This window comes from Bacillus sp. MUM 116 (assembly GCF_001866655.1).
In the GTDB taxonomy this organism is placed as follows: domain Bacteria; phylum Bacillota; class Bacilli; order Bacillales; family Cytobacillaceae; genus Neobacillus.
Genome location: NZ_MLYR01000051.1, coordinates 1 through 20610 on the forward strand (window position 1 = coordinate 1; position 20610 = coordinate 20610).

Below are 20610 nucleotides of genomic sequence, written 5' to 3' on the forward strand. Positions count from 1 at the left end.
TATAGATTTGGTGTGATTCCTTGGCAGTCCCGCCATAGTATCCTATACAATACAAATGATGTTCGCCAAACTCAATCGTATCAAGGGTTTGGCGGTTTTTAATTTTTAGAGGAATCCTAAAGAAAACGAATGTTTTAGAAATAATTTTGCATTTATTTTGCACCAAATAGTTCTTTCATTGTCGTGTCTACCTGGCGAGACTCCTTCTGTTCCATTTCATCCAAGATGTGGCTATATGTCTGTAAAGTTGTTACAATAATTTTATGTCCTAGGCGCCGAGAGATATATTTTACATTTACACCCTTAAAAAGTAGCATCGATGCATGTGTATGTCGTAAACCGTGGCTGGTTATCTCTTTGGCACCTACTTTTTTACATAACGCTTTAAGCGTTTTATTAACGGCATTGTTCGTCACCAGCTCCATTGTGGAATTAACAAAGCAAAGATTTTTTTTATTTCTCAGACCTGTTTGCATTGCGATTTTATTTTGTTCATTTCGAAGTTCTTTTAAGATGTCAGCTGTATCTTTATCTATCGTGATAGTCCGCATTGATGCGTAGTTTTTAGTATCACTAAAGTCATGTTTATATTTTGAATCCCATGTTTTATTGATTGTAATGGTCATATTTTTAAAATCTACACAATCCCATGTCATACCAAGAATTTCAGAAAATCGGGCACCGGTAGCAATCCCGAACAAAATAATGTAACGGGAGATATATCTTAATTTTAAATCCTTCGTAAGTTCATCTATTAATCGTTTTAATTCCTCAAAGTTCAGATACTTCATTTCTTCAGATTTTTCCTTCTTGTGGCCTTTAATCATTACTTTATAAGTCGGATCCTTGAAGATCACTCCATCTTCGATTGCATCTCTCAAGCACGTTTTTATATTAATGTGTCTTTTTCTGACCGTTTCGGTTGCATAGTTAGGGGAGATTGCATTTATGAAGCGTTGATACATATCCCTATTTAAATCCTTAATTCGCACCCCGGGAAAATGTTCCTCTACAAGCTTTACTGACCGTTCAATATCAGACTCATGCTTAGGACTGTATTTCCCCTTTTTATAAATTTCAAACCAATTCCTCATATATTCTGCAAAAAGCTGATCACCGGCTGAAATATCATGCCCGATATGGAGTTTCTTCTCTAGTTCAGCTGCGGCTATCTCAGCTTCTTTTTTTGTCCTAAAACCACCCCGGGTTTTTGTCTTATATTTATCGCCCTCTTTATAGGATACACGGTATCTCCAGCCATTTTTTAGTTTCTGGATGCTTGCCATGATGTGAAAGACCTCCTACATAATTCACATATATTTCTAATCAAATTATAGAACATCTGTTCCTATTTGTGCTATAATTTTTTTAATATCAAAATTTTCTTGTGTTTACATAAAAATTCCAATCCAAAAAACATTAAAATTATATAAATAATGGTATTGGAAAATTGTTTCTAAAGTAAACAACAAAGATGACTTTAAGTCGTGAGTAGACGAAATGCCTACCCTTTTAGTCCCTACTTCTTACCTTTTACTATTTCGTATAGATCTTCCATCGTACAATCTAATTCTGCAGCAATGTTAATTGCCGTTTCGTAAGACATAATGGATTGATTATTGATGTATCTTGAAATTGTTTGTTTAGTCTTACCTGTACGATCAGCTAATTCTTGTTGTGTCATACGTTTTCTACGTAAAAGGTTTTGAAGTAGGCACTTACCGATTCTGTAAGTCACCTACACCAATCCTTTAGGAGCTGATGATGCATAATGAACCTGGAAGTAATTAACCTCTCCGAAATTATTCTAATTTTACTTAACCAAAATAAAAAAATGGAGCAAACTATTCCTCCATCGAACGCAAGGAACGAACATATGCCATAATGCCTTTTAGTTCATTCGTTGTTAAATCCTTACCGTCTAACTGAATTTTATATTTATCTTTTATTTCTATATCTGATAAGGTTTCAAGGTCTTGTATAAACCGCATATTCTTTTCAGATTTTAAATTTTCGATATCAATTTCCTCTTGATCATCAAAAAAGAATGCTGGCTTTACTCCATAATATTGCGCAGCTTTTAGAATTAAATCAATACTAGGCTTACTTTTGTCATTTTCTACTTTTGATAAAAAGGCGGGACTAATTTCTAAAGCTGCTGCAGCATCTTTTTGATCCACTCCTTTTCTACTTCTTGCCTTTATAAAATTCCTGCCGAATTTCACACAAATCACCACCTAATTGTTAATTTACTACATTCAAAATCAGCGTTCAATATGAGGTGATTTCCTTATAGGTTAATTATTTACTTTAAAAATTAAAATATTTATAAAAAACAATTGACTTATAGGAAATTTAGGAATAATATTAACCCATAAGTTAATTAGAGTTCCTAAAAAACAATAAAATTTTTTTAAAATACGATTAACTTATAGGTTAATTAAGAGGTGAAAAAAGTGGATAAAAATTTTTCATTACCCCCGATTCTAACGGCGCAAGACATCCAGAAATACTTAAGTATCAGCAAAAGTAAGGCTTATGATTTGTTTAGGCAAAAAGGCTTCCCAACAATCGTTATTGGAGGAAGCAAACGTGTAAACAAAGATGATTTTCTAAATTGGTTAGATAAGCAAAAAGTCATTTAGGGAGGAAGTGAAATTGGCAACTACATTTAAAATTTGGTGGTCGATGAAGGATCTCGAAGCTGCCACTGGTTACAGTGACGATTGGTTGAAAGATAATATCCTGCTTCGACCGGCGTATAAAAAGATATTGGATCTCGAAAACGGCGGCTTTGTTTACTATCCTGAGCGCCGCGGAGAAAAATGGATGTTTGTCGCTTCAAGAATGGAAGAATTTTTGGAGAGGTATTTCAAACAAATTTTTAGGAGGTGAAATAAATGGATAAAAAGGTTAAGCACATTAGTTATTCCACTAAAAAGATTGCCCAGCTTGGTAAAGTGCATCTGACTGTTCGTAATGAACGATGGTATCGAAGGGCTGCACGATTAGCTTTTTACAAAGGATTGTTAAATGAAAAACTCTTAGGCTGAATAAAGCCTTCTCTTTTTGGACTCATGGCGAAATTTGCAAAAGGGTTTAAGGAATATTTGAAGGGGGTGATACATATGAGGATAACGCCAAAGAAATGGTTAGCCATGACCGTGCAAGAACGCTTAATCGCAATCTACATTGCATCAAAAAGAAAATAGGGGGTGATTATAGTGGGAATCGTCGTAACCGGGTTAATTATCTTCATACCAATGTATTTATTATTTGCAGCTTATGTGGGCGTGGAAAAGTTATCAAGCAAAGTGAGGTGAATTTACGTGTCAATCGGAAAAGTAACTGAATGGAGGATGACGGAGGAAGAGCGCCAGGCATATATCGTGAAACATCCAATCAGGCCGACAAAAAAACCAAGAGGCGTTCAATTTGATACGGATGTTATTGATTATAAGAAGGCCAACGAATGCAAGAAAGAATTCCTTAGGCGAAGAGGTAAGAAAATTGATCGCGTCGATAAAGACATGCTTCACAAATTATATATGTCCGGGAAGAGTTTACCGGATATCGCAGGAGCGATAAACATCTCGCTCGCAAACTTAAATAGATACATTAGCGAACAAAGAGAAATTAATCCTGAAAAGTGGCCGTATCGATTGAAAAGAAAATAAGGAGGGAAAACCTCTTGAAAAATGATTATGAAATTCGTGGGGATGTAGTAGCGATTTTCCTTAAAAGGAAAGATGGTACCAGAATGGAATGTTTGGTTGATGTAAAAATGCTTCCGATGATCCACAAAATCCCTAATACGTTGTATGCGTGGAAAGCAAAGCATTACAAGACATATTATGTTCGGTTTGATATAGGAGGCAGAAGCAATAAAAAAAGCTTTTATCTTCACAAATTTTTGTTCGGTCACACATCCGATAAAGTTATTGATCACATTAACGGAAACGGTTTAGACAACAGAATAGAAAATCTAAGAGTTATTCAACAGTATGAAAATTTACAAAATCGAAGGGGAGCAAATTATCAGAGTAAAAGCGGTGTAAGAAATGTAAGTTGGTGCTCTAGGGTAAATATGTGGTTTGTGCAAATTCGTGAAAAAAATAAAAGGCATTCTATTGGTATTTTGAAAATTTACCTGATGCTGAAAGGGGAGCGATAAAAGCTAGAGAAAAATTGATGCCATTTTCAATAGAAGCAATGAAAGCGAGGGAATCAAAATGATTATTAAGTTTTTAAACCTAAAACTTCAAAATTTCAAAAGCCACCGTGATTTGGATATAGAGTTTGGCGACCTTACCAAAATCACGGCGGACAACGCGAAAGGGAAGTCCAGTACTTTGGAATCCGTTTCATGGTTATTATATTCGACTGATGTATTTGGAAGCAAATGCGATCCTACACCAATAACTTATGCAGCTGATGAAACTTTAGTACAACTTCTTTTATCGGTGGATGGAAAACAATTATTGCTTGGACGAGGCCTTAAGAAAGGGAAAGCTCAGTACTACATAAACGAGGTCCCGTCAAAAGCAAAAGAATTCGAAGAAATTAGAGATCAGCTATTTGACAAAGATTTGTTTATGTCACTGTTTAATCCGTCTTATTTCTTCACATTACATTGGGAAAAACAACGCGCTATGATGCTCAAATATGTAACCGCACCAGTTAGCAAGGAAGTTCTTAAAAACCTTCCAGAGGCCCAATCTGAGGTCTTAGAACGCTACTTAAAAAAGCATAGTTTAGTTGATTTAGAGAAAATCCATAAAGATAACAAGAACAAGCAGGATAAAGCTTATATTTCCGCACAAAGCCGGACAAATACTTTGAAAGAGCAGCTAATGCAATTAACCGAAGAAAAGCTTGATATCGACTCCATTAAAGCAGAATTAGCTCATATTGATATGCAAGTTATTGAATTAGAAAAACAAATGGATACGGCATTTGAAAAGAACCAGGCATTTAATTTGCAGGCGCAGATCCGTAATCTTCAAGACAAAATTGAAATGTCAAAAGAACGGTGGCCGTCGCTGAAAAACGAGGTCATTGAAGATACTTGCCGCACCTGTAAACGTCCGCTGGATGAAGATTCTGTTGAGGCAGTAAAGGCAGATAAAGATAACCGGATTGCCGAATATAAGGCGAAGCATAATAGTCTGGTTTCGCAACGAAATGAACTAAAAGAGCAGCTTAACACCATTGAATACATCGATGTAACGGAACTAAGGGAACAGATAAAAGAGCTTGATGAAAGTGGTCAACCTTTACGAGAACAAGTTCGGATTTACTCACAATATCAAAACTTGGATACCCAGGTAAAATCGGCTGAAGCTGATGAAAACGGGATTCTTCAAGATTTAAAAGCTTCCATTTTTATCTTGGATAGCATCAAAGCTTTCCGTGGAAAAGAGGCAGAAATGCAAGCTGAAAAAGTACAAGCCTTATTTACAACTCTCTCTGTCCGACTCTTTAAACAAAACAAAGGTGATGGCGAGATTAAACCTGATTTTGAGATTGAAATGAATGATAAGCCTTACCGTACTCTTTCCCTATCAGAAGGCATCCGTGCCGGTTTAGAACTCCGGGATGTTCTTTCTCAGCAAAGCGAATTGGTTACACCAACATTTGTTGACAATGCAGAATCGATTACAAGCTTTAAGCAACCTAATGGGCAATTAATCATTTCAAGAGTTGTTGCAGGCCAGGAATTGAAGATTGAGGCGGTGAGCGAATGAAAAACGGTAAAAACCCAACGCGCAGTCAAAAGGAAGCAATTAAAGCAGCAGGTTTAAATCCTGAAAACTGGCTAATTTTTAAAAAGAGTCATTCTGAAATGCGCCTGATCCACCGGGAAACAGGCACCACCAAAACTATTCTAATTTAGGAGGTTTTAAGATTGCCAGATTTAGAACATCCGTTAATTACTCGAGTCAATCGGATTGGATATGCGAATGTTGTAGCTCAACCCGAGCACTTCGGAACTGATGTAATGGGCAATGAAATCGTAATTGGTGACAGCTACATCGTACTGCCAAATGGTGAATTATTACTCGAAAGTAACTTAGAAGATTACTTGATTGAAAAACTTAATTGGGAATTTAAAACCGCAGATTAATAGGGGGAATTAAAATGTCAAAACAATTAACAACAGTAAACACACAAGCAGTTGTCGGAACTTTTTCTCAAGCAGAGTTGGACACTTTAAAACAAACCATTGCCAAAGGAACTACTAACGAGCAATTCGCTTTATTTGTACAAACTTGTGCTAATTCTAGATTGAATCCTTTCTTAAACCACATCCACTGCATTGTTTATAACGGTAAAGAAGGAGCGACAATGAGTCTCCAGATTGCTGTAGAAGGGATTCTTTACCTGGCTAGAAAAACGGATGGATACAAAGGGATTGAATGCCAGCTAATCCATGAAAATGATGAATTTAAGTTCGATGCAAAGTCAAAAGAAGTGGACCACCAAATTGGCTTCCCTCGAGGGAATGTAATTGGAGGTTATGCAATAGCGAAGCGTGAAGGCTTTGATGATGTTGTTGTGTTGATGGAGTCAAACGAGGTTGATCATATGTTGAAAGGTCGTAACGGCCATATGTGGAGAGATTGGTTTAACGATATGTTTAAAAAACACATTATGAAACGTGCTGCCAAACTCCAATACGGAATTGAAATCGCTGAGGATGAAACTGTTTCAAGTGGTCCGTCTGTAGATAATATCCCGGAATACAAACCACAACCAAGAAAAGACATCACACCTAATCAAGATGTGATTGATGCACCACCTCAACAGCCAAAACAAGATGATGAAGCTGCAAAGCTTAAGGCAGCACGTTCAGAGGTATCGAAAAAGTTTAAAAAGCTAGGAATTGTAAAGGAAGACCAAACAGAATATGTGGAAAAACATGTTCCAGGTTTCAAAGGCACCCTTTCAGATTTTATCGGTCTCAGTCAGCTGCTTGATTTGAACATTGAGGCTCAGGAAGCTCAGTCCGCTGATGGCGACTTGTTGGACTGAGGTGAACTGAAATGAAACCAGAAAAATTAAATCAATTCATGTATGCCCTAATGAAGGGGGCACGTCGGCATTCTCTTGTTGAATTCCTAGAAACTTGGGAAATCAGCGAGGAAGAATACGAAGAAATAAAAGAGTGGTTCTGGAAAGAACACAGAGTGAACTTATGAAGGTCGATATCTTAGCAAGTGGGTCGCAGGGCAATTGTATAGCCTTGCGGTCCTCCCAAACTACGATTCTAGTGGACACAGGCATTGCAAAAACAAAAATAGAGAAACGGTTGCTGGAAGTTGGAATAAGGCCAGATTCAATCGAAGCTATCCTAATTACACATGCTCATTCGGACCATGTGAAAGGATTACCTTTAGCAAACAAATACAAAATTCCTGTATATGCTGGCGCGGGCGAATGGCGGGACATTAAAGGTGTTGACGATGATTTACAACGCAGCATAAAAGCCGGCAGTGATTTAAATATCGAAGATTGGTTTATCGAAACATTTAAAACACACCATGATGCCCGGGACCCTCTTGGTTATGTATTTCATTCAGATGATGGTTATAAATGTTCCATTTGCTTAGATACTGGCCATGTGGATCCAACCATGTTATCGGCCATGGAATACTCAAACATCTATGTAATCGAGGCGAATCACGAGCCAAAGATGGTCGAAGTATCTGACTATCCACCAAGTGTGAAGGCGAGGATAGTTTCTCACATCGGACATCTGAGTAACGAACAGACAGCACAGGCCCTTTCTAAGCTTGTTAATGGCGTTGGAGAGCAAATATACCTTACTCACTTATCAAGTAAGAATAACCTGCCTGTACTGGCTGAAATGACGGTAAAAAGGGCCCTTACAAAGAAAGCTTTAAGAGCAGATACACACTACAAGATCAAAGTCATTTAGAACGGATGATTACTCATGGCAAACCCTCAAACTGAAAAAGGATATACAAAGGTTGCTAATGAGATATTAGAACACATCTCAAAAACTGACCTGAATGGCACGCAATTGCGAATGGTTCTTGTCATATGGCGCTATACATATGGCTTCCGCAGAAAAGCGCATGAAATGTCCCTTGCGTTTCTGTCAGAAGCAATTGACACCAGGAAGAGTCATGTTGACCGGGAACTAAACGCATTAATAGACCGCAAGATTATTAGTGTCATTGGGGTTGGTCCAAGGAGGGGGAGAATATTGAAATTCAATAAAAACTACGAGGAATGGCACGAACGTCCTACAGATGTGGTACATCAATCATCGTCCACTAATATTAGTACATCATCGTCTACTACCTGTAGTACGACATCGTCCCACAACTGTGGTACTAAGAAAGAAAATATTAAAGAAAAAAATAAAAAAAATACTCGTCATCAAAAAATGTATGACGAGGAAAGCTCTTATTTTAAAATGGCTACTTATTTTTTTGACAAGGTTTCAGAGGTTGCCAACGAAGCCGGAGTACAGCACTTACTAAAAAAAGTGAACAAACATAAATGGGCTGATGATTTTAGAAAGCTTGTTGAAATCGATGGGGTTAATAATAAAAAGCAAATACTCGCATTGATGGAGTGGGTTACGCAGGATCCTTTTTGGAGGACTAATATTTTATCGGCCAAAAAGTTTCGAGAGAAATTTGGAGAGTTAGCAATCAAGATGAATAGCTCAAATAAGGCAAAGCAGCCAGTTCAACAACAACGAAAAGATACCCGTGATAAAGATATAGCATTCCAGCGCTTTGTCGCAGCAGGCGGTGATCCGAATGATTTTGATTGGGGAAAATGATGTTGCAACAGAACAATCGGTATTAGGTGCAGTATTCCTTGATTCGAGTGTTCTCGATGACGTAGTTTTTCTTGAAGAACGAGATTTTTATATACCAAGGCACCAGCAGATTTATAAAGTAATTCGCTATTTAGAGAGTAAGGGCCAACCTATTGATTTAATCACTGTGACCGATGCATTAGCAAAGTTCGGAGATTTAGAGGGCATGGGAGGAGTATCTTACCTTTCTCAATTAGCCCAATCGTGTCCAACCACAGCAAATGTAGAATATTATGCCAGGATTGTGCGTTCAAAGGCCATGGAACGGAGAGTTAAAAATACTGGAGATATTATTAACGGTATGTCCCGGGATGATTATGAATCTGATGAAGAGTTTTTCTCATATGTTGAAAATCTTATAGCAGAGATGAGACCGCAAGATAACGCAAAAATGCTTAGTTTTTCTGAAACAAAAGAAGAATACTATACGCATTTAAAAACACCGGCAGAGTTTATTAAAACGGGATTTACAGAGTTTGATAAATGGGCCCAAGGGTTATGGAGAGGGTGGCTGTTTGTATCAGCTGGGAGACCTTCAGTAGGGAAAACAGCAATTGCATTGCAAAGAGTATATGGTGTTGCTCAACAAAAGAAAGGCGTCGTTCTTGTTTGGAGTCAAGAAATGAAAAGAAATTCTTTAAAGGATCGGATGCTTTCAGCGGTGACAGGAATTCCTTTTCAGAAAATCAAGAACAAGAATTTGAATGAAAAAGAGCAAGCTTTGTTAGATATGGCTTATGAAAACTTCGAATATTTACCTATTTTCATGCAGGATAGCTCAGGTGTTACTATCGACGAAATCAGAGCAACAGCCAAACAGTTTAAAAAGAAGCATGGAAGGATAGCCATGATTGTTGTTGATTATTTGCAGATCATGAACATCCCTCAAACTAAAGGTGAAACTCGAGCGTTGGCAATAGGCCGCGTAACCGGACAAGCAAAGCAAATTGCAATGGATATGAACTGCGTTTTTTATATGTTATCCCAAATGAGTAGAGCATCTGAGATGAAAGGCCGCCCAACATTAGGTGATTTGAAGGAATCTAGTTCAATTGAACAGGATGCTGATGTAGTGGAGTTTTTGTGGAGTGAGGGAGAAACAACATCCCAAGGGAAAATAGTTAACCAAACCTTCGCAAAAGGCCGGGATATTGGCGTTAATGAATTCAAGCTTCTTTTTATGAATTGGAAACAAAAATTTACCGAGGTTCCGGACGAAGTAAAAGTTTAGTAGCTGGGGAGCAAAAGGGAGGAAGAGGTATGAAAAAAGAGACCGATTATTTATTATTCTGTTCCAAATGTGGAATACCTCAACCAATCCCGAATTACATTTTGCAAGCTTACTTCATAAGTGGGGTTGATGGAGTTTATTGCAGTAATTGTGAAAATAAAATAATTATTCCTGAGTATTTGAAGAAAATAGCAGGAGATTTATAAAGGTGGTTTTTAAAATGGACTATTCAAAAGCTACCAAAGAACAACTATACGAAATTGCTATGAATGAAAATTATAGATTGATAGAACGCTATTCAGCAGCAAGAGAACTGCAAAGGAGGAGAAAAAAAGATGCGCTTTGTCGGAATCGATCCATCAACTAAAACAGGTTTTGTAGCTCTTGATCAACAAGGTCAAGTCGTCCGGGCTAAGGAGCTTACTGGAGTGGGTGACGAAGACCCACGGAGAATGATTACTCTAATTGATGAAATAATAGCCCATGTTAAGCCCGGTGACTTAATTTGCATTGAAGGCTTTCCCTATGATACCCAAAGGGCCATGTTTGCCGGAGGTTTGCACCATGGCATAAGAAATGAGCTTTTCAAAAGAAAATTACCTTATCACGAGGTTGCCCCAAATGCGGTGAAAAAATTCGTAAATGTCACTGGGTGGGTTGGAGAAAAAGGAAGCAAGAAACGGCTTACTGGTCCGCAGAAAAAGCGGGCAGTTATGAATGCAGTTAATGAGCATTACTTATTTGTACATAAAAGCGATAACGTGGTGGATGCTTTTATTCTCGCCCAAATCGCTTGGGAAATTTGGATGAAGAAAAATGTTTTAAGAATCTTACCTCAATACCAATCTGAGGTTATCCAAGCAATCCTAGCACCTCCAAAGAAGAAGGCGAAATAAATGGGAAGTTGGAAACAGGATCACCCAAAACAATTAAGAAAAATCGTTTTCTCCATGACTGAAAGTGGTTTGAAGAAATTGATTTAGGAGCCCGAGATAATGGATATAGCCAAATTAGAAGAAAATTTTAACCGTGGCCGTTTTAACATCGATGATATTAAAGAACTGATTGTTTCCGTTAGACAACTGCGGCACGAAAAGGAAATCCTGTTGGAAGATAACAATCGACTTCGTAGGACTGTTGGAGATTTACGGAAGAAAACCGGCTTTCGAATATTCGAAGAGAATTTGCGCTTGTCAGAAGAATTACAAAGCGTATTAAGAGTTTCCGAGACCAATAACATTCCAGAGTTAATTGAAACGCTAGAAAGAGCCAAGAACAGCCTTAAAATTGAAATCAATTTAATGGTTAAAGGTGAAAAGTTATGAGCGCTCAATGTCCTAAATGTAATGGAATGGGTTTCGTTATGAAAAAACAGAAAAATGAGTTAAAGATGGAATGCTTGTACTGCTACCATCGCTGGCTTGCAATGTCTAAGATATGTCCAAAGTGCACACGCCCGAACGGTTTTGAAGTGGAAGGTGTTTGTCCTCAGTGTTATTCCGAACAATATAAGTCGTAAATTTGGAAGGTAGGAGAATATGAGCAATGCTAAGCAAATAGCTTTTGAGATTGATGACAATGGTTGTTTTAATTGTACTTCTCATAAGCCCAATAAAGACGGATACAGGCAAATTCAAATAAATCATCAACTTTATATTATGCACAGATTTATATATGAGGAATGTTTTGGACCAATACCTCCTGGAATGGTAGTTAGGCATAAGTGCGATAACACACATTGTATAAATCCAGCTCATTTAGAAATCGGAACAGTTGCTGATAACAATAGAGACAAGGTTGAAAGAGGTCGTTGTAATCCTGTTAAGGGTGAAGATCACGGACATGCAAAATTATCACATTCAGATGTCTATAAAATCTACAAACAAGCAATGAAAGGCGAATATCTACATCAAATCGCTCAAGAATTTAATGTGGACAAATCAACCATTTTCAAAATAAAGAAAGGCGAAACATGGAAGCATCTAAGAGGAATGTTTGAGGTTTTATATGATGTTGAAAAAGAACGAATTCGCCAATTAGAAAAATGGAACATCCAGCGCCATCCTTTAGGCTTTTGGTTGGCCATTTTGATGGAAGAGGTAGGAGAAGTGGCAGAAGCAGCACAAAGTTATTTTAGGCTTGTGAGCTCTAAGGATACAGATTCTCATGATTTATATAAAGAATTAATTCAGGTGGCTGCAGTTGCCAGTGCAGTTGCAGAGCAAATCAAAGAAGAGTTAGAGGGAGCGAGATAACCATGCAAGTAACAGTAAAAGCGCATTTCAACAAGCAAACAAAGGATAGTAAAAAAGAACTCATCCAATTCCACGTGAAGGGTGAAGATGAGAAAAAGCCGGAACTAAATAGCCTCACACGCGAGGTTGTTATTTTGGAAATTGAAGGAGTAGAACAAAAATTAAAATGCGAATTTAATAAATCCACTAAAGACAGTAAAAAAACTGTTCTTGAATTTATTGTCAAAGGCGATGCTTCTGCAGAAAATACTTTTAATTTTTATAAAAGAGCAGGGTCAGATGTTACCTTAAATATCATTGAATCACAAATGAGTGCCGATGATTTTGAAGATGAATCCCATGAAGGAATTAAATATACGGTAGATAAGGATGGCACTGCATCGGTTAATCCAAATCAAATGACACTAGATGATGTTGAGAACGTCGATGGATCTGCAAGTGATCAGGACGCTGTCCTCACTAAATCTAATGAGCAGGACCCATTTGGCGACAACGATGACGATTTACTAGATTAAAAGAAAGCCCTGGGAGCAATCCTGGGGCGTTTCTAAAGGAGTGACATGGGTTTGAGCTTTGAATTGCCTGAACTAGATAGAAAAGCGACTCAACGAAAAGTAGAAGAGCACCTTGAACGATATCGCCTTTTCAAATACCTCATTTTTGAAGAAAGAGAAGCATCGATTACGGCCAGTACCGTTGAACGGTTCCACGGTCCAACGAATGTTACCAGCGACCAAACAAGCTCCATTGCAATCCATAACGTGGACGAGCAAGAAAAGAGAAAACAGTTTTGCGATTGGACCGAAAGAGCAGTGAAACGGCTGCCGAAGATGGAAAGGTTCCTTATTGAGGAGCGTTACATGTGCGAGGATGCCGAATACTTAACTGATTTCAACGTTTATTATCATAAGTTCCAGCCACCGATTTCTGAAAAAACATACTCAAAGATCCGCTGGAAAGCTTTTTATAAATTGGCTTTAAACCTCAATATTGCTGTGACAAAGGATTCATAAGGGGTAATTAGAGGTATGCTCAAACAAATGGTAAAGGGATTAGAGAATATATCTATGCAATTAACTTTAAATGGCAAAAGATGAATCGAAATGGGTATCAACCAAATAAGGAATTAATCATGTATTAATAATGATGTCCGGCGCCTTTTAATAGTGCCGGACTAATTGCATGTAATGAATGTGCTCGTTAACAACCTGTCTGTTTCAATAGATTTTTATTCTTATATTTAGTTCCTCGTCATCAGATACAAAAAAGAATAATAGAAGTTAAAAAATTATCGATTGAAGAAATTATGTTAATTCATAGGGGCATTGTCATGTGTGGTGGTTTTTCTTAATTCTTTTCTTTATTAGAACTTTCATGGTTTTGACTTTTTCCAAGATTTTGATACTGAGTCCCTATAGAAGCTTTGTAGACAGTTGTTGTTTTGTAATTGGGTGTTGATTTATAAACATATGCTTTTTCAAAAACTATTTTCTTACTTCCTCCGCAAAAACATCCCAATCTAACCACCCCCTTTCAATTAAAGCGAAAAATGTGATTATTTTACATTTTATGAAGAAGTTTTAAATATGTATAGTTATTAGGACTAAGATTTTTTCACTAACTTTTTTTGTAACGCTAATTGATTTCTATATTTTAATCGTTTTAGCTTTTGTAAGATCTCTGTCACAATAGTGTATCTTTTTAGCACGAATTTAATTAGGAACCGATTACCTTAACATTTAGGTTAGACAGCACTGACTACCTTTGCTCCCTCATTAGATCGGCAGGCTTTGAATGGATAGGACTACTATGAAAACCCATTCACTAGCGATCGGAATAATCTGTTCCATTTTCTGCTACTTCTTTTCATCATATTAAAGGAGACCTGCTTCAATAAGAATACGCCCGGAATTTAAAAAATAAACGGAATTTATATAATTTGTCTTTGTCAAGAATTCGTCCTTTTGCATTTTATATAATGTGGAGGCAATTTCATTTTTGTTTTTTAACAATTGTAAAACCCTTTCAGTGGACCTCTATAGGTCAGTAAAAAATATTCCATTTTTTTGAGGTTAAAACCAACGTATACCGATGGTTATTCCCATTTTTAATGGGTATTTATTCTCCTTTTTTCTATTCAAAAATGGGAAGGTTTGGAACTTCTATTAGTTTTAAAATAATAAGAAGGAGGTGAATTTTTTGGGATGTGGCTGTGGTGGCAATCAAAATAATACCAATGCAAACCAAAATCAAATCTATAAAAAATACCTTCAAACGGCTAAGAAAAACAAAACTCAAGAAAAAAAATATGTAACCTATATAAATATTAACAAAGGAAAAAATAAGAAATCGAATTAGAAGCTAAAAAGCGAAGAAAGGCAGAATGTTCTGCCTTTCTTTATTTTTATAAATCGAAAATATATCGTTTTCGGTATGATTAACGGATTCCTATAATAAACCTTATTTATTTACGAAAATAGAAATCTCTTTATAGGTTAATTTATTTATGTCGTAACATTTCAAGATTGGATTTTTATATTTAAAAGAAACAATGACCATTTTAACTGTAGGATTAGGGTGATTTCGAAGATCCAAATAAGAAGGCCTGGGATTCGTTTTGGGATGAGAATGTGCTAAAGCAATTACTTCTTCGGACATTTTTTCGATGGATATTAGGGCTTCTTCTACCGTTTCCTTATGAATGAAAAAAGTATTATGGTTGGAGGAGATGTTTTTCATTTCTGTCCAAGTTGTTATACTGTTATTTCTTCCAGATAAAAACCCACATATCTCATTAGGAAGGTTCCTTAGTCCTGCTTGTATCATTTCAGTGTGAACGTTTAAATTCATCGTTAAAAACATTTCATTCATACTTTTTTCTTTAGAAAGGAGAAAAGTGATTGTTTATCTGTTTGATTATCACCAATGGGAGCCATCTTCGATACGTTTGGTGTTTCGATGTCAGTTTCTTTAGGGTTCTCTTTTATTTTATTATTAATTATTTTTGTTTTATCATTGGTTGAACTATCATTGGATAATTTATTTTCATTCTTTATGGGATACTTCGAGAGTAAACCAGCATTTTCAGTTTTTTTGATATTAGTAATATTTTGGTCCGGTTTATAGTAGACAGGTGCTTTTACTCCAGCCTGTTGCAATCCTCTAAAGGTGATTTGTTCTGGAGCTGATTTCGATTCATGGGCCTTAAACTGATGTTCCAATAATGAATTTAGTTGTTGATTTAAGGTAGTGAATTGATCAAGCTGTTTGCAAAATGAGTTTAAAGCCTCCTGCTGATCTTTCATTAATTTATAGGTATCACTTACCATTTCTGTGATTTTCGTTAACTGATCGTTGATATTTTTTTTAAAGCTTTTTAAAGAATTTTCGTCTATATATTTTAGTTGTATATCATCTCTTTGGTTTGATTCATGATTTTCCATTTTCTCACCTCGGAATTATAACTTATAAAATAGTATGTAAAATCATTTTAATTTGTGTTTGTTTTTGTAGTTAAGAAAAATCCGCACTTGTCCGTTTCAAAAAAATACAAAAATAATATTTTATAGTGTAAGACAAAAATAAATTATATGAGGTGAAATAAGTTGAAAGTACAAAATTTATCCGGCGGCCAAGAGTTACTTTGTGTCAATGTCGATAAGGTGTATGATTGGGTGACGAATCAAGCGAGTGTCAACTTACCGGGCACTACCATTACATTCCCAGCTGGAGTTTTAGACCCTTGTGCGGCTGGAACAACTATTTTAGATATCGCAGCTGTTGTTACAGTAGGAACTGTTACAGAAGTAGGGGAAAGGGTCAATCGTACATTTATTATCAATGGTGCAGAAGTCACACTTCAGCGAGTGACGATTGTAAAACCCTTATCGATTGCGGTAACGGTTACTGCCTTAACCGCTACAGGTACTCAAATTACTGTAACAGGCGTTCCAATCCCAGCAACTGTAACGGAATCGTTCTTCCTATGTGCTCCTGAAGGAACAGATATTACTGTTACAGCGTTTGATTCAGAAAGTTCCGTCAGCGGGTCATGCGTGGCAGGTGCATTGGTTGTTGATATTGCAGCTGTAATCTGTCAAAGCATTCAAGTAACAGCACCAGTAACGATCGAATTAACTGCTGATTTCTGTGCAGCACGTGAAAATATTATTGCTGCTTGCCCTGCACCAGCAATTCCTCCACAGTGTCCTGCTCTTTTCCCAACTCCTTTGGCCTAAAGTTGAAAAAGCAATATGAAACAATATTAGGATGTACCCCATTGTGGGACATCCTCTTTATTGTAATGAATCAACCTTCACATGAATCTCATGAATCATTTTGGAGATTTCATTAAGGTTCTCTAATATTTTACTATTTTCCTGCCCATATCCTTCGAAGTCTTTAGGAAATAACGAATTCTTAGCTAAGAATAAAACCAATAACTCTAAAATATCATCATTTATGACAAAAATGGAAGATCCCTTTTTCTTGTTTAAATCTAAACTTTGGAGATGTTTCGTATATTTTGCTTTTAAGAATTCAATCATCAATGTATCCATCTCATCTTTCATCATAATCCTCCTCTTGATTCCCCTCTACAAATCATATATTGATTGAAACGGAGTTTAATGAAGGAATGCCTTTTTTATATTGATCACAATAAAAATACCCTGAAACATGTATATTTTGTTCATGAGAGGATGCCCATTTCATTTGGAAACCGGAAAATACCAATGTTTCCTTTGGTTTTAAAGTGGTTTGTTTTGATTTTAACCAATAATCACTTTTCTCATCCATATCCTCTGTTTCCACTCGCTCCCATTGTGCTTTTTCATCATGAATGGTTTTATTATTAAACCTCCCCAAAAAATCAATCGCATTCGAACCGTTGATTTTTATGAGAATAACTGGATTGGTTAAGGAGATATTCGTGTTATTTTGAATGACAAAGTCACTAAAAATAATATGTTCTTCTGAATCATTTTTCGTGAAATTCATTGAACAGTTAAAATAGCTGATAATTGATTTTTCATTATCTATGGAAATATTGATTATTTTATCTTTTAGGATCTCCATTTCCCTTTTTATGTCTTCGATCTTTTTTTCAATTAATAAAGATGTATCCTCCATGGCATCGAATCTCCTTCCGTGATGATCACTATAGTTTTATGTAAGTCATTTGAAAAATGTTAAAAGTTTTAGGGTTTAAAATAAGTTATTTTTGTCATGTGAATTTAAAAGTGGAAGAAATCCATCCCTTTTTCCAAGGATTGCGGGCAATGCAGCTTGCTGGTTTTTTTCTTTTTAAGCTAAGTTATTTAATTCTATTTATTTTAATATGAATATTATAAATATTTAGATATATAGAATTTATTTCTTAAAAAAGGATCTGAGGCAATGGAAAAAAATGAACTCAGAGAAAATTTGATTGAAGTAGTGACAAAGATTAAGGAAGACAGAAAATTAATAAATAAAATTAAAAGTGGGCTGAAGCAATACAAAATTCTGCCTGGTAAAATTCAAAGTTATTTTTATAACACAGAATTGTTATTGGATGTGGATATCGATTTGGTCTATATATTAACAGAACAAATTTATTCAGCGACAGGAAGTCCAATTCTTAATCCCAAAAAGTACTTCACCGTTAGAGAAATAAAAGAAATTAAGACAAATTTTGTTGGAGATGTTGAGAATCCTATTCGGCTTCCTTACACTTTTAAAAATGTTCTTAAGGGGACAGAAGATGACTTTATCCTTTATATCCAGGCAAGTGAATTAAAGCAGCTATTTGAAAATGGCTTACTGCAATATAATCCGGAAACTCAACGTGAAATGAGACAGATAAGAAAGAAAGGAATAGATGAAATCATACAAATTCCTAAACTAGTGGAGAAAAGTATAAAAGAAATGGAGGATTTGTTAAAGAAAGGTGAAATGATTGGTACCATTATTACCTTTAACGCACGTTTAGGCAGTACAGACCACGAGACTGGAGAAGAATTAATTTATGATGAAGAAGAAATGACATTAACCGTAACAGAGGGGACGTTATTAGATGTATTGGATGGGTTTCACCGTATCAATGCTATAGTTCGGGCATTGAGAAAAGATTCATCGTTAGAAAGTATGTTTAAATTAAATATTTTACATTTAGGAAAAGCAATGGCTCAACAATACTTTAAGCAATTAAATACCACGAATTCTGTTGGTAAGGGGCAATTAAAGAAAGTTGGAGAATCAAGACAGGCCGACTTTATAGCAAAACAATTACAGTATAATAGTGAATTTAGAAATAAAGTTGCTGCATCGGATATGATTGCACCTGCTTCTAATTTTTTAGTAACTTTCAACACTCTCACTGATGCTATAGATGAAGTATTCAAAATTGAAGATAAACCGAATGCAATCATTACTGCCAACTATTTAAGCGAATTCTTTAATGAACTTTTCTTTGCATTTCCGAATGAATTTTTGTCTGATATATCAATTGTTAGAAAGAATAGTTTGATGAATGCAAATGCCATGTTTTATGGATATATCGCCTTAGCAAAACGAATGAGAGGTGAAAAGATTGAGTTGAATAAATTAGCACATATCGTAGGGGATATTAATTTTTTAAGAGAAAACACGGTTTGGGAAGAATACGATATCGTAAATCGGTACAAAAAAATCTCTGCAAGAGCAAAGAAACAAATTTATACATTTTTTTATGATTTAGATTTAACAAAATATAGAGGAGGGGGGCTTGATGGTCAAAAAACTATATAACGAAAAAGGAAAAATGGAGTATTTAAAGACTATACCTGAAAAAACAAGGAATGTTTATAAATACGCACTTTGCAGAAGTTTTGATACCGAGGAGGTTGTAGGAAAGGATCTTTATCATTTTACTTCAGAAGAAATTAAGGATGCTTTGATTAATGCGGATCATTCAACTTTTAATTCCATAAAATTAACGTTTAATGTTTTTGAATTCTATATCGATTGGGCAATAAAAACGGGAAGGGTTCATAGTAATATAAATCCGGCTAGATCCATCAATAATGATGAATTAAAAAGTTACTTAAATAAGAAAAAAGTCCTATTTTCAAAGTGTGAGATCGCAGGCATGCAAAAAAAAATGGTTAACGCCCAGGATAAAATTATCCTTCAATTATTATTTGAAGGGGTGAATGGACATGGTCACTCAGAGATATTAAATTTAACTCAATCTGATATTGATTGGGCCAATTGTGAACTGATTTTAAAGGATGATAAATATGGTGAAAGAAAAAAAGTAAAGGTTTCAGAAAAATGTATAAATTTAATTAAAGAAGCCATTGAACAAACACGTTATCAAAATAAGAATGGATCCTCGATAGGGAATAACCCTGAACTTCCGTTAATAAAGAATAATTATATTTTAAGATCTGCTACAACAAAGGTTCAGAATTATTATAGAGCAAATAAGCATATAATCTACAGAAGAATATCGACTATTGCTAAATTCTTTGGTTATCAATATTTAACTGCTAAAAACATTGAAAAGTCAGGTATGATCGCCATGGCAGTTGGTTTATATAAACAACGAAACAAACTGGAAGCTGAAGAATTATCGATGATTGCTTTTCAATTTGGATTGAAAAAGGTAGTCGTCAATGGGGTTGAAATATTTAACATTTCCTTTCTGAGAGATTTTATTAATCCGGATACAATTATGGATTTATATAATATTCACATAGAATGATATTTAATTATTTCCTCTACCTTAATTGGTAGAGGTTAATAACATACATATAATATAAAAGTAGGAAAAATTGCCGTTGGATAAACTTTACATAAGTTGTAAGATAAAAAGATAAAGTGGATATTTTGGAGGGGCCAAAGTGTATTTAGCGCAAGGTGAAATTAAGTTAGAGGTATCAATTGAACAAGATAAATTGGAAGATTTATTAAATATAACAAGGTGTTTAAATAATTATAATATAGAAATTTATGATATTAAAATACAAACAGGATCTGGGGAGACATTTAATTTAAAAGTTGATGACGTTAGTATTAAATGGGATATCATTAACGAATGAACTTTTTATAATTTATTTAAGATTGTTCTTTATACCTATAACGAAAGAGGTGTTTGGACAAAGATTTGTTCAAGCCACTTCTTTTATTGTTTGAAAATCCAGTTGCCATTTGTCTTATTTCACCAACGAGACAGGTTGAATAAAAAAGGATATATTCCTTTTGAATGAATATAATTTTAATAAGTAAATGGGTATATGGAC

Annotated in this window: 31 protein-coding genes; 23 read left to right on the forward strand and 8 right to left on the reverse strand. The window is 35.5% G+C overall.

Annotated elements, in window-relative coordinates; all coding sequences use genetic code 11:
* Positions 1-152: 152 nt before the first annotated feature.
* From BIV60_RS13730 to BIV60_RS13740, 3 genes are all read right to left on the reverse strand, one after another.
* Entirely contained in the window at positions 153-1286 is a 1134-nt protein-coding gene (locus BIV60_RS13730; RefSeq protein WP_071356306.1) for a tyrosine-type recombinase/integrase, read from the reverse strand.
* Between the two features lie 233 nt (positions 1287-1519).
* Entirely contained in the window at positions 1520-1738 is a 219-nt protein-coding gene (locus BIV60_RS13735; protein ID WP_071356307.1) for a helix-turn-helix transcriptional regulator, read from the reverse strand.
* 106 nt (positions 1739-1844) lie between these two features.
* Positions 1845-2237, reverse strand: coding sequence for a helix-turn-helix domain-containing protein (locus BIV60_RS13740; RefSeq protein ID WP_083402243.1), 393 nt, complete (start codon positions 2235-2237; stop codon positions 1845-1847).
* Between the two features lie 219 nt (positions 2238-2456).
* Between BIV60_RS13740 and BIV60_RS13745 the strand changes: the two genes are divergently transcribed.
* The 19 genes from BIV60_RS13745 (at position 2457) to BIV60_RS13820 (ending at position 13359) form a co-directional block, all read left to right on the forward strand.
* Positions 2457-2645 carry a helix-turn-helix domain-containing protein gene (locus tag BIV60_RS13745; RefSeq protein ID WP_071356309.1) on the forward strand — a complete coding sequence of 63 codons (189 nt, stop codon included), beginning with the start codon at positions 2457-2459 and terminating at the stop codon, positions 2643-2645.
* A gap of 43 nt (positions 2646-2688) precedes the next feature.
* Positions 2689-2895, forward strand: a complete 207-nt coding sequence (locus BIV60_RS13750) for a DUF771 domain-containing protein (protein WP_071356339.1) — start codon at positions 2689-2691, stop codon at positions 2893-2895.
* 5 nt (positions 2896-2900) lie between these two features.
* The gene (locus tag BIV60_RS29675) at positions 2901-3053 is read left to right on the forward strand and encodes a hypothetical protein (RefSeq protein ID WP_177177297.1); all 153 of its coding nucleotides are present in this window, start codon (positions 2901-2903) and stop codon (positions 3051-3053) included.
* 276 nt (positions 3054-3329) lie between these two features.
* Entirely contained in the window at positions 3330-3677 is a 348-nt protein-coding gene (locus BIV60_RS13755; RefSeq protein ID WP_071356310.1) for a hypothetical protein, read from the forward strand.
* A 14-nt stretch (positions 3678-3691) separates the two neighbouring features.
* Positions 3692-4174, forward strand: a complete 483-nt coding sequence (locus BIV60_RS13760) for an HNH endonuclease (RefSeq protein WP_071356311.1) — start codon at positions 3692-3694, stop codon at positions 4172-4174.
* A 58-nt stretch (positions 4175-4232) separates the two neighbouring features.
* Positions 4233-5747 carry an ATPase gene (locus BIV60_RS13765; RefSeq protein ID WP_071356312.1) on the forward strand — a complete coding sequence of 505 codons (1515 nt, stop codon included), beginning with the start codon at positions 4233-4235 and terminating at the stop codon, positions 5745-5747.
* Positions 5744-5896: a DUF6906 family protein gene (locus BIV60_RS29680; protein ID WP_177177298.1), complete on the forward strand. Its 153-nt coding sequence runs from the start codon at positions 5744-5746 to the stop codon at positions 5894-5896. Before BIV60_RS13765 ends, BIV60_RS29680 begins: the two co-directional genes overlap by 4 nt.
* A 12-nt stretch (positions 5897-5908) precedes the next feature.
* On the forward strand, positions 5909-6127 hold the full coding sequence (locus tag BIV60_RS13770) for a YqaI family protein (protein WP_071356313.1): 219 nt from the start codon (positions 5909-5911) through the stop codon (positions 6125-6127).
* A 14-nt stretch (positions 6128-6141) separates the two neighbouring features.
* A complete protein-coding gene (locus BIV60_RS13775; RefSeq protein WP_071356314.1) occupies positions 6142-7035 on the forward strand; it encodes a RecT family recombinase in 894 nt (297 codons plus the stop codon).
* An 11-nt stretch (positions 7036-7046) separates the two neighbouring features.
* Positions 7047-7202, forward strand: a complete 156-nt coding sequence (locus tag BIV60_RS29685; protein ID WP_177177299.1) for a hypothetical protein — start codon at positions 7047-7049, stop codon at positions 7200-7202.
* Positions 7199-7942: an MBL fold metallo-hydrolase gene (locus BIV60_RS13780; RefSeq protein ID WP_071356315.1), complete on the forward strand. Its 744-nt coding sequence runs from the start codon at positions 7199-7201 to the stop codon at positions 7940-7942. Before BIV60_RS29685 ends, BIV60_RS13780 begins: the two co-directional genes overlap by 4 nt.
* Positions 7943-7957: 15 nt before the next feature.
* Positions 7958-8821: a replication protein gene (locus BIV60_RS28450; RefSeq protein ID WP_083402244.1), complete on the forward strand. Its 864-nt coding sequence runs from the start codon at positions 7958-7960 to the stop codon at positions 8819-8821.
* Positions 8799-10091 (forward strand): replicative DNA helicase, encoded by a 1293-nt coding sequence (locus tag BIV60_RS13790; protein WP_071356316.1) that lies wholly within the window; start codon positions 8799-8801, stop codon positions 10089-10091. Before BIV60_RS28450 ends, BIV60_RS13790 begins: the two co-directional genes overlap by 23 nt.
* A 29-nt stretch (positions 10092-10120) precedes the next feature.
* The gene (locus tag BIV60_RS29690) at positions 10121-10297 is read left to right on the forward strand and encodes a hypothetical protein (protein WP_177177300.1); all 177 of its coding nucleotides are present in this window, start codon (positions 10121-10123) and stop codon (positions 10295-10297) included.
* A gap of 129 nt (positions 10298-10426) precedes the next feature.
* A complete protein-coding gene (locus tag BIV60_RS13795) occupies positions 10427-10987 on the forward strand; it encodes a RuvC family protein (RefSeq protein ID WP_071356317.1) in 561 nt (186 codons plus the stop codon).
* A 99-nt stretch (positions 10988-11086) separates the two neighbouring features.
* On the forward strand, positions 11087-11416 hold the full coding sequence (locus BIV60_RS13800; protein WP_071356318.1) for a hypothetical protein: 330 nt from the start codon (positions 11087-11089) through the stop codon (positions 11414-11416).
* A gap of 213 nt (positions 11417-11629) precedes the next feature.
* A complete protein-coding gene (locus BIV60_RS28455) occupies positions 11630-12346 on the forward strand; it encodes an HNH endonuclease (protein WP_083402245.1) in 717 nt (238 codons plus the stop codon).
* Between the two features lie 2 nt (positions 12347-12348).
* The gene (locus tag BIV60_RS13815) at positions 12349-12861 is read left to right on the forward strand and encodes a hypothetical protein (RefSeq protein ID WP_071356320.1); all 513 of its coding nucleotides are present in this window, start codon (positions 12349-12351) and stop codon (positions 12859-12861) included.
* A gap of 51 nt (positions 12862-12912) precedes the next feature.
* On the forward strand, positions 12913-13359 hold the full coding sequence (locus tag BIV60_RS13820; protein ID WP_083402246.1) for an ArpU family phage packaging/lysis transcriptional regulator: 447 nt from the start codon (positions 12913-12915) through the stop codon (positions 13357-13359).
* 334 nt (positions 13360-13693) lie between these two features.
* On the opposite strand, the gene BIV60_RS29695 is transcribed toward BIV60_RS13820, so the two are convergent.
* From BIV60_RS29695 to BIV60_RS13830, 3 genes are all read right to left on the reverse strand, one after another.
* A complete protein-coding gene (locus BIV60_RS29695) occupies positions 13694-13864 on the reverse strand; it encodes a hypothetical protein (protein WP_177177301.1) in 171 nt (56 codons plus the stop codon).
* A 942-nt stretch (positions 13865-14806) separates the two neighbouring features.
* Positions 14807-15217: a Mov34/MPN/PAD-1 family protein gene (locus BIV60_RS13825; protein WP_071356322.1), complete on the reverse strand. Its 411-nt coding sequence runs from the start codon at positions 15215-15217 to the stop codon at positions 14807-14809.
* Positions 15214-15789, reverse strand: coding sequence for a hypothetical protein (locus BIV60_RS13830; RefSeq protein WP_071356323.1), 576 nt, complete (start codon positions 15787-15789; stop codon positions 15214-15216). The genes BIV60_RS13825 and BIV60_RS13830 overlap by 4 nt, the downstream gene beginning before the upstream one ends.
* A 162-nt stretch (positions 15790-15951) precedes the next feature.
* On the opposite strand from BIV60_RS13830, the gene BIV60_RS13835 reads away from it, so the two are divergent.
* Positions 15952-16584 carry a BMQ_0737 family morphogenetic spore coat protein gene (locus BIV60_RS13835; protein ID WP_071356324.1) on the forward strand — a complete coding sequence of 211 codons (633 nt, stop codon included), beginning with the start codon at positions 15952-15954 and terminating at the stop codon, positions 16582-16584.
* Positions 16585-16641: 57 nt separating this feature from the next.
* On the opposite strand, the gene BIV60_RS13840 is transcribed toward BIV60_RS13835, so the two are convergent.
* Together BIV60_RS13840 and BIV60_RS13845 are read right to left on the reverse strand one after the other, a co-directional pair.
* Complete coding sequence (locus tag BIV60_RS13840; protein WP_071356325.1) at positions 16642-16917, reverse strand: hypothetical protein; 276 nt, start codon at positions 16915-16917, stop codon at positions 16642-16644.
* 31 nt (positions 16918-16948) lie between these two features.
* Positions 16949-17476 carry a hypothetical protein gene (locus BIV60_RS13845; RefSeq protein ID WP_071356326.1) on the reverse strand — a complete coding sequence of 176 codons (528 nt, stop codon included), beginning with the start codon at positions 17474-17476 and terminating at the stop codon, positions 16949-16951.
* 267 nt (positions 17477-17743) lie between these two features.
* Here BIV60_RS13845 and BIV60_RS13850 point away from each other — a divergent pair, with 267 nt between their 5' ends.
* The 3 genes from BIV60_RS13850 (at position 17744) to BIV60_RS13860 (ending at position 20409) form a co-directional block, all read left to right on the forward strand.
* A complete protein-coding gene (locus BIV60_RS13850) occupies positions 17744-19114 on the forward strand; it encodes a DNA sulfur modification protein DndB (RefSeq protein WP_071356327.1) in 1371 nt (456 codons plus the stop codon).
* Positions 19095-20072 (forward strand): phage lytic cycle repressor MrpR family protein, encoded by a 978-nt coding sequence (locus BIV60_RS13855; protein ID WP_071356328.1) that lies wholly within the window; start codon positions 19095-19097, stop codon positions 20070-20072. Before BIV60_RS13850 ends, BIV60_RS13855 begins: the two co-directional genes overlap by 20 nt.
* Before the next feature lie 139 nt (positions 20073-20211).
* Complete coding sequence (locus BIV60_RS13860) at positions 20212-20409, forward strand: hypothetical protein (RefSeq protein WP_071356329.1); 198 nt, start codon at positions 20212-20214, stop codon at positions 20407-20409.
* The last annotated feature ends 201 nt before the right edge of the window (positions 20410-20610 follow it).

Coding starts and splice junctions, on each gene's coding strand:
- BIV60_RS13795 (WP_071356317.1), top strand. CDS start 10,427: ATGCGCTTTGTCGGAATCGATCCATCAACTAAAACAGGTTTTGTAGCT.
- BIV60_RS29675 (WP_177177297.1), top strand. CDS start 2,901: ATGGATAAAAAGGTTAAGCACATTAGTTATTCCACTAAAAAGATTGCC.
- BIV60_RS13750 (WP_071356339.1), top strand. CDS start 2,689: ATGAAGGATCTCGAAGCTGCCACTGGTTACAGTGACGATTGGTTGAAA.
- BIV60_RS13780 (WP_071356315.1), top strand. CDS start 7,199: ATGAAGGTCGATATCTTAGCAAGTGGGTCGCAGGGCAATTGTATAGCC.
- BIV60_RS29680 (WP_177177298.1), top strand. CDS start 5,744: ATGAAAAACGGTAAAAACCCAACGCGCAGTCAAAAGGAAGCAATTAAA.
- BIV60_RS28450 (WP_083402244.1), top strand. CDS start 7,958: ATGGCAAACCCTCAAACTGAAAAAGGATATACAAAGGTTGCTAATGAG.
- BIV60_RS13845 (WP_071356326.1), bottom strand. CDS start 17,476: ATGGAGGATACATCTTTATTAATTGAAAAAAAGATCGAAGACATAAAA.
- BIV60_RS13855 (WP_071356328.1), top strand. CDS start 19,095: ATGGTCAAAAAACTATATAACGAAAAAGGAAAAATGGAGTATTTAAAG.
- BIV60_RS13815 (WP_071356320.1), top strand. CDS start 12,349: ATGCAAGTAACAGTAAAAGCGCATTTCAACAAGCAAACAAAGGATAGT.
- BIV60_RS29685 (WP_177177299.1), top strand. CDS start 7,047: ATGAAACCAGAAAAATTAAATCAATTCATGTATGCCCTAATGAAGGGG.
- BIV60_RS13850 (WP_071356327.1), top strand. CDS start 17,744: ATGGAAAAAAATGAACTCAGAGAAAATTTGATTGAAGTAGTGACAAAG.
- BIV60_RS28455 (WP_083402245.1), top strand. CDS start 11,630: ATGAGCAATGCTAAGCAAATAGCTTTTGAGATTGATGACAATGGTTGT.
- BIV60_RS13775 (WP_071356314.1), top strand. CDS start 6,142: ATGTCAAAACAATTAACAACAGTAAACACACAAGCAGTTGTCGGAACT.
- BIV60_RS13790 (WP_071356316.1), top strand. CDS start 8,799: ATGATTTTGATTGGGGAAAATGATGTTGCAACAGAACAATCGGTATTA.
- BIV60_RS13800 (WP_071356318.1), top strand. CDS start 11,087: ATGGATATAGCCAAATTAGAAGAAAATTTTAACCGTGGCCGTTTTAAC.
- BIV60_RS13825 (WP_071356322.1), bottom strand. CDS start 15,217: ATGAATGAAATGTTTTTAACGATGAATTTAAACGTTCACACTGAAATG.
- BIV60_RS13840 (WP_071356325.1), bottom strand. CDS start 16,917: ATGAAAGATGAGATGGATACATTGATGATTGAATTCTTAAAAGCAAAA.
- BIV60_RS13730 (WP_071356306.1), bottom strand. CDS start 1,286: ATGGCAAGCATCCAGAAACTAAAAAATGGCTGGAGATACCGTGTATCC.
- BIV60_RS13765 (WP_071356312.1), top strand. CDS start 4,233: ATGATTATTAAGTTTTTAAACCTAAAACTTCAAAATTTCAAAAGCCAC.
- BIV60_RS13830 (WP_071356323.1), bottom strand. CDS start 15,789: ATGGAAAATCATGAATCAAACCAAAGAGATGATATACAACTAAAATAT.
- BIV60_RS29690 (WP_177177300.1), top strand. CDS start 10,121: ATGAAAAAAGAGACCGATTATTTATTATTCTGTTCCAAATGTGGAATA.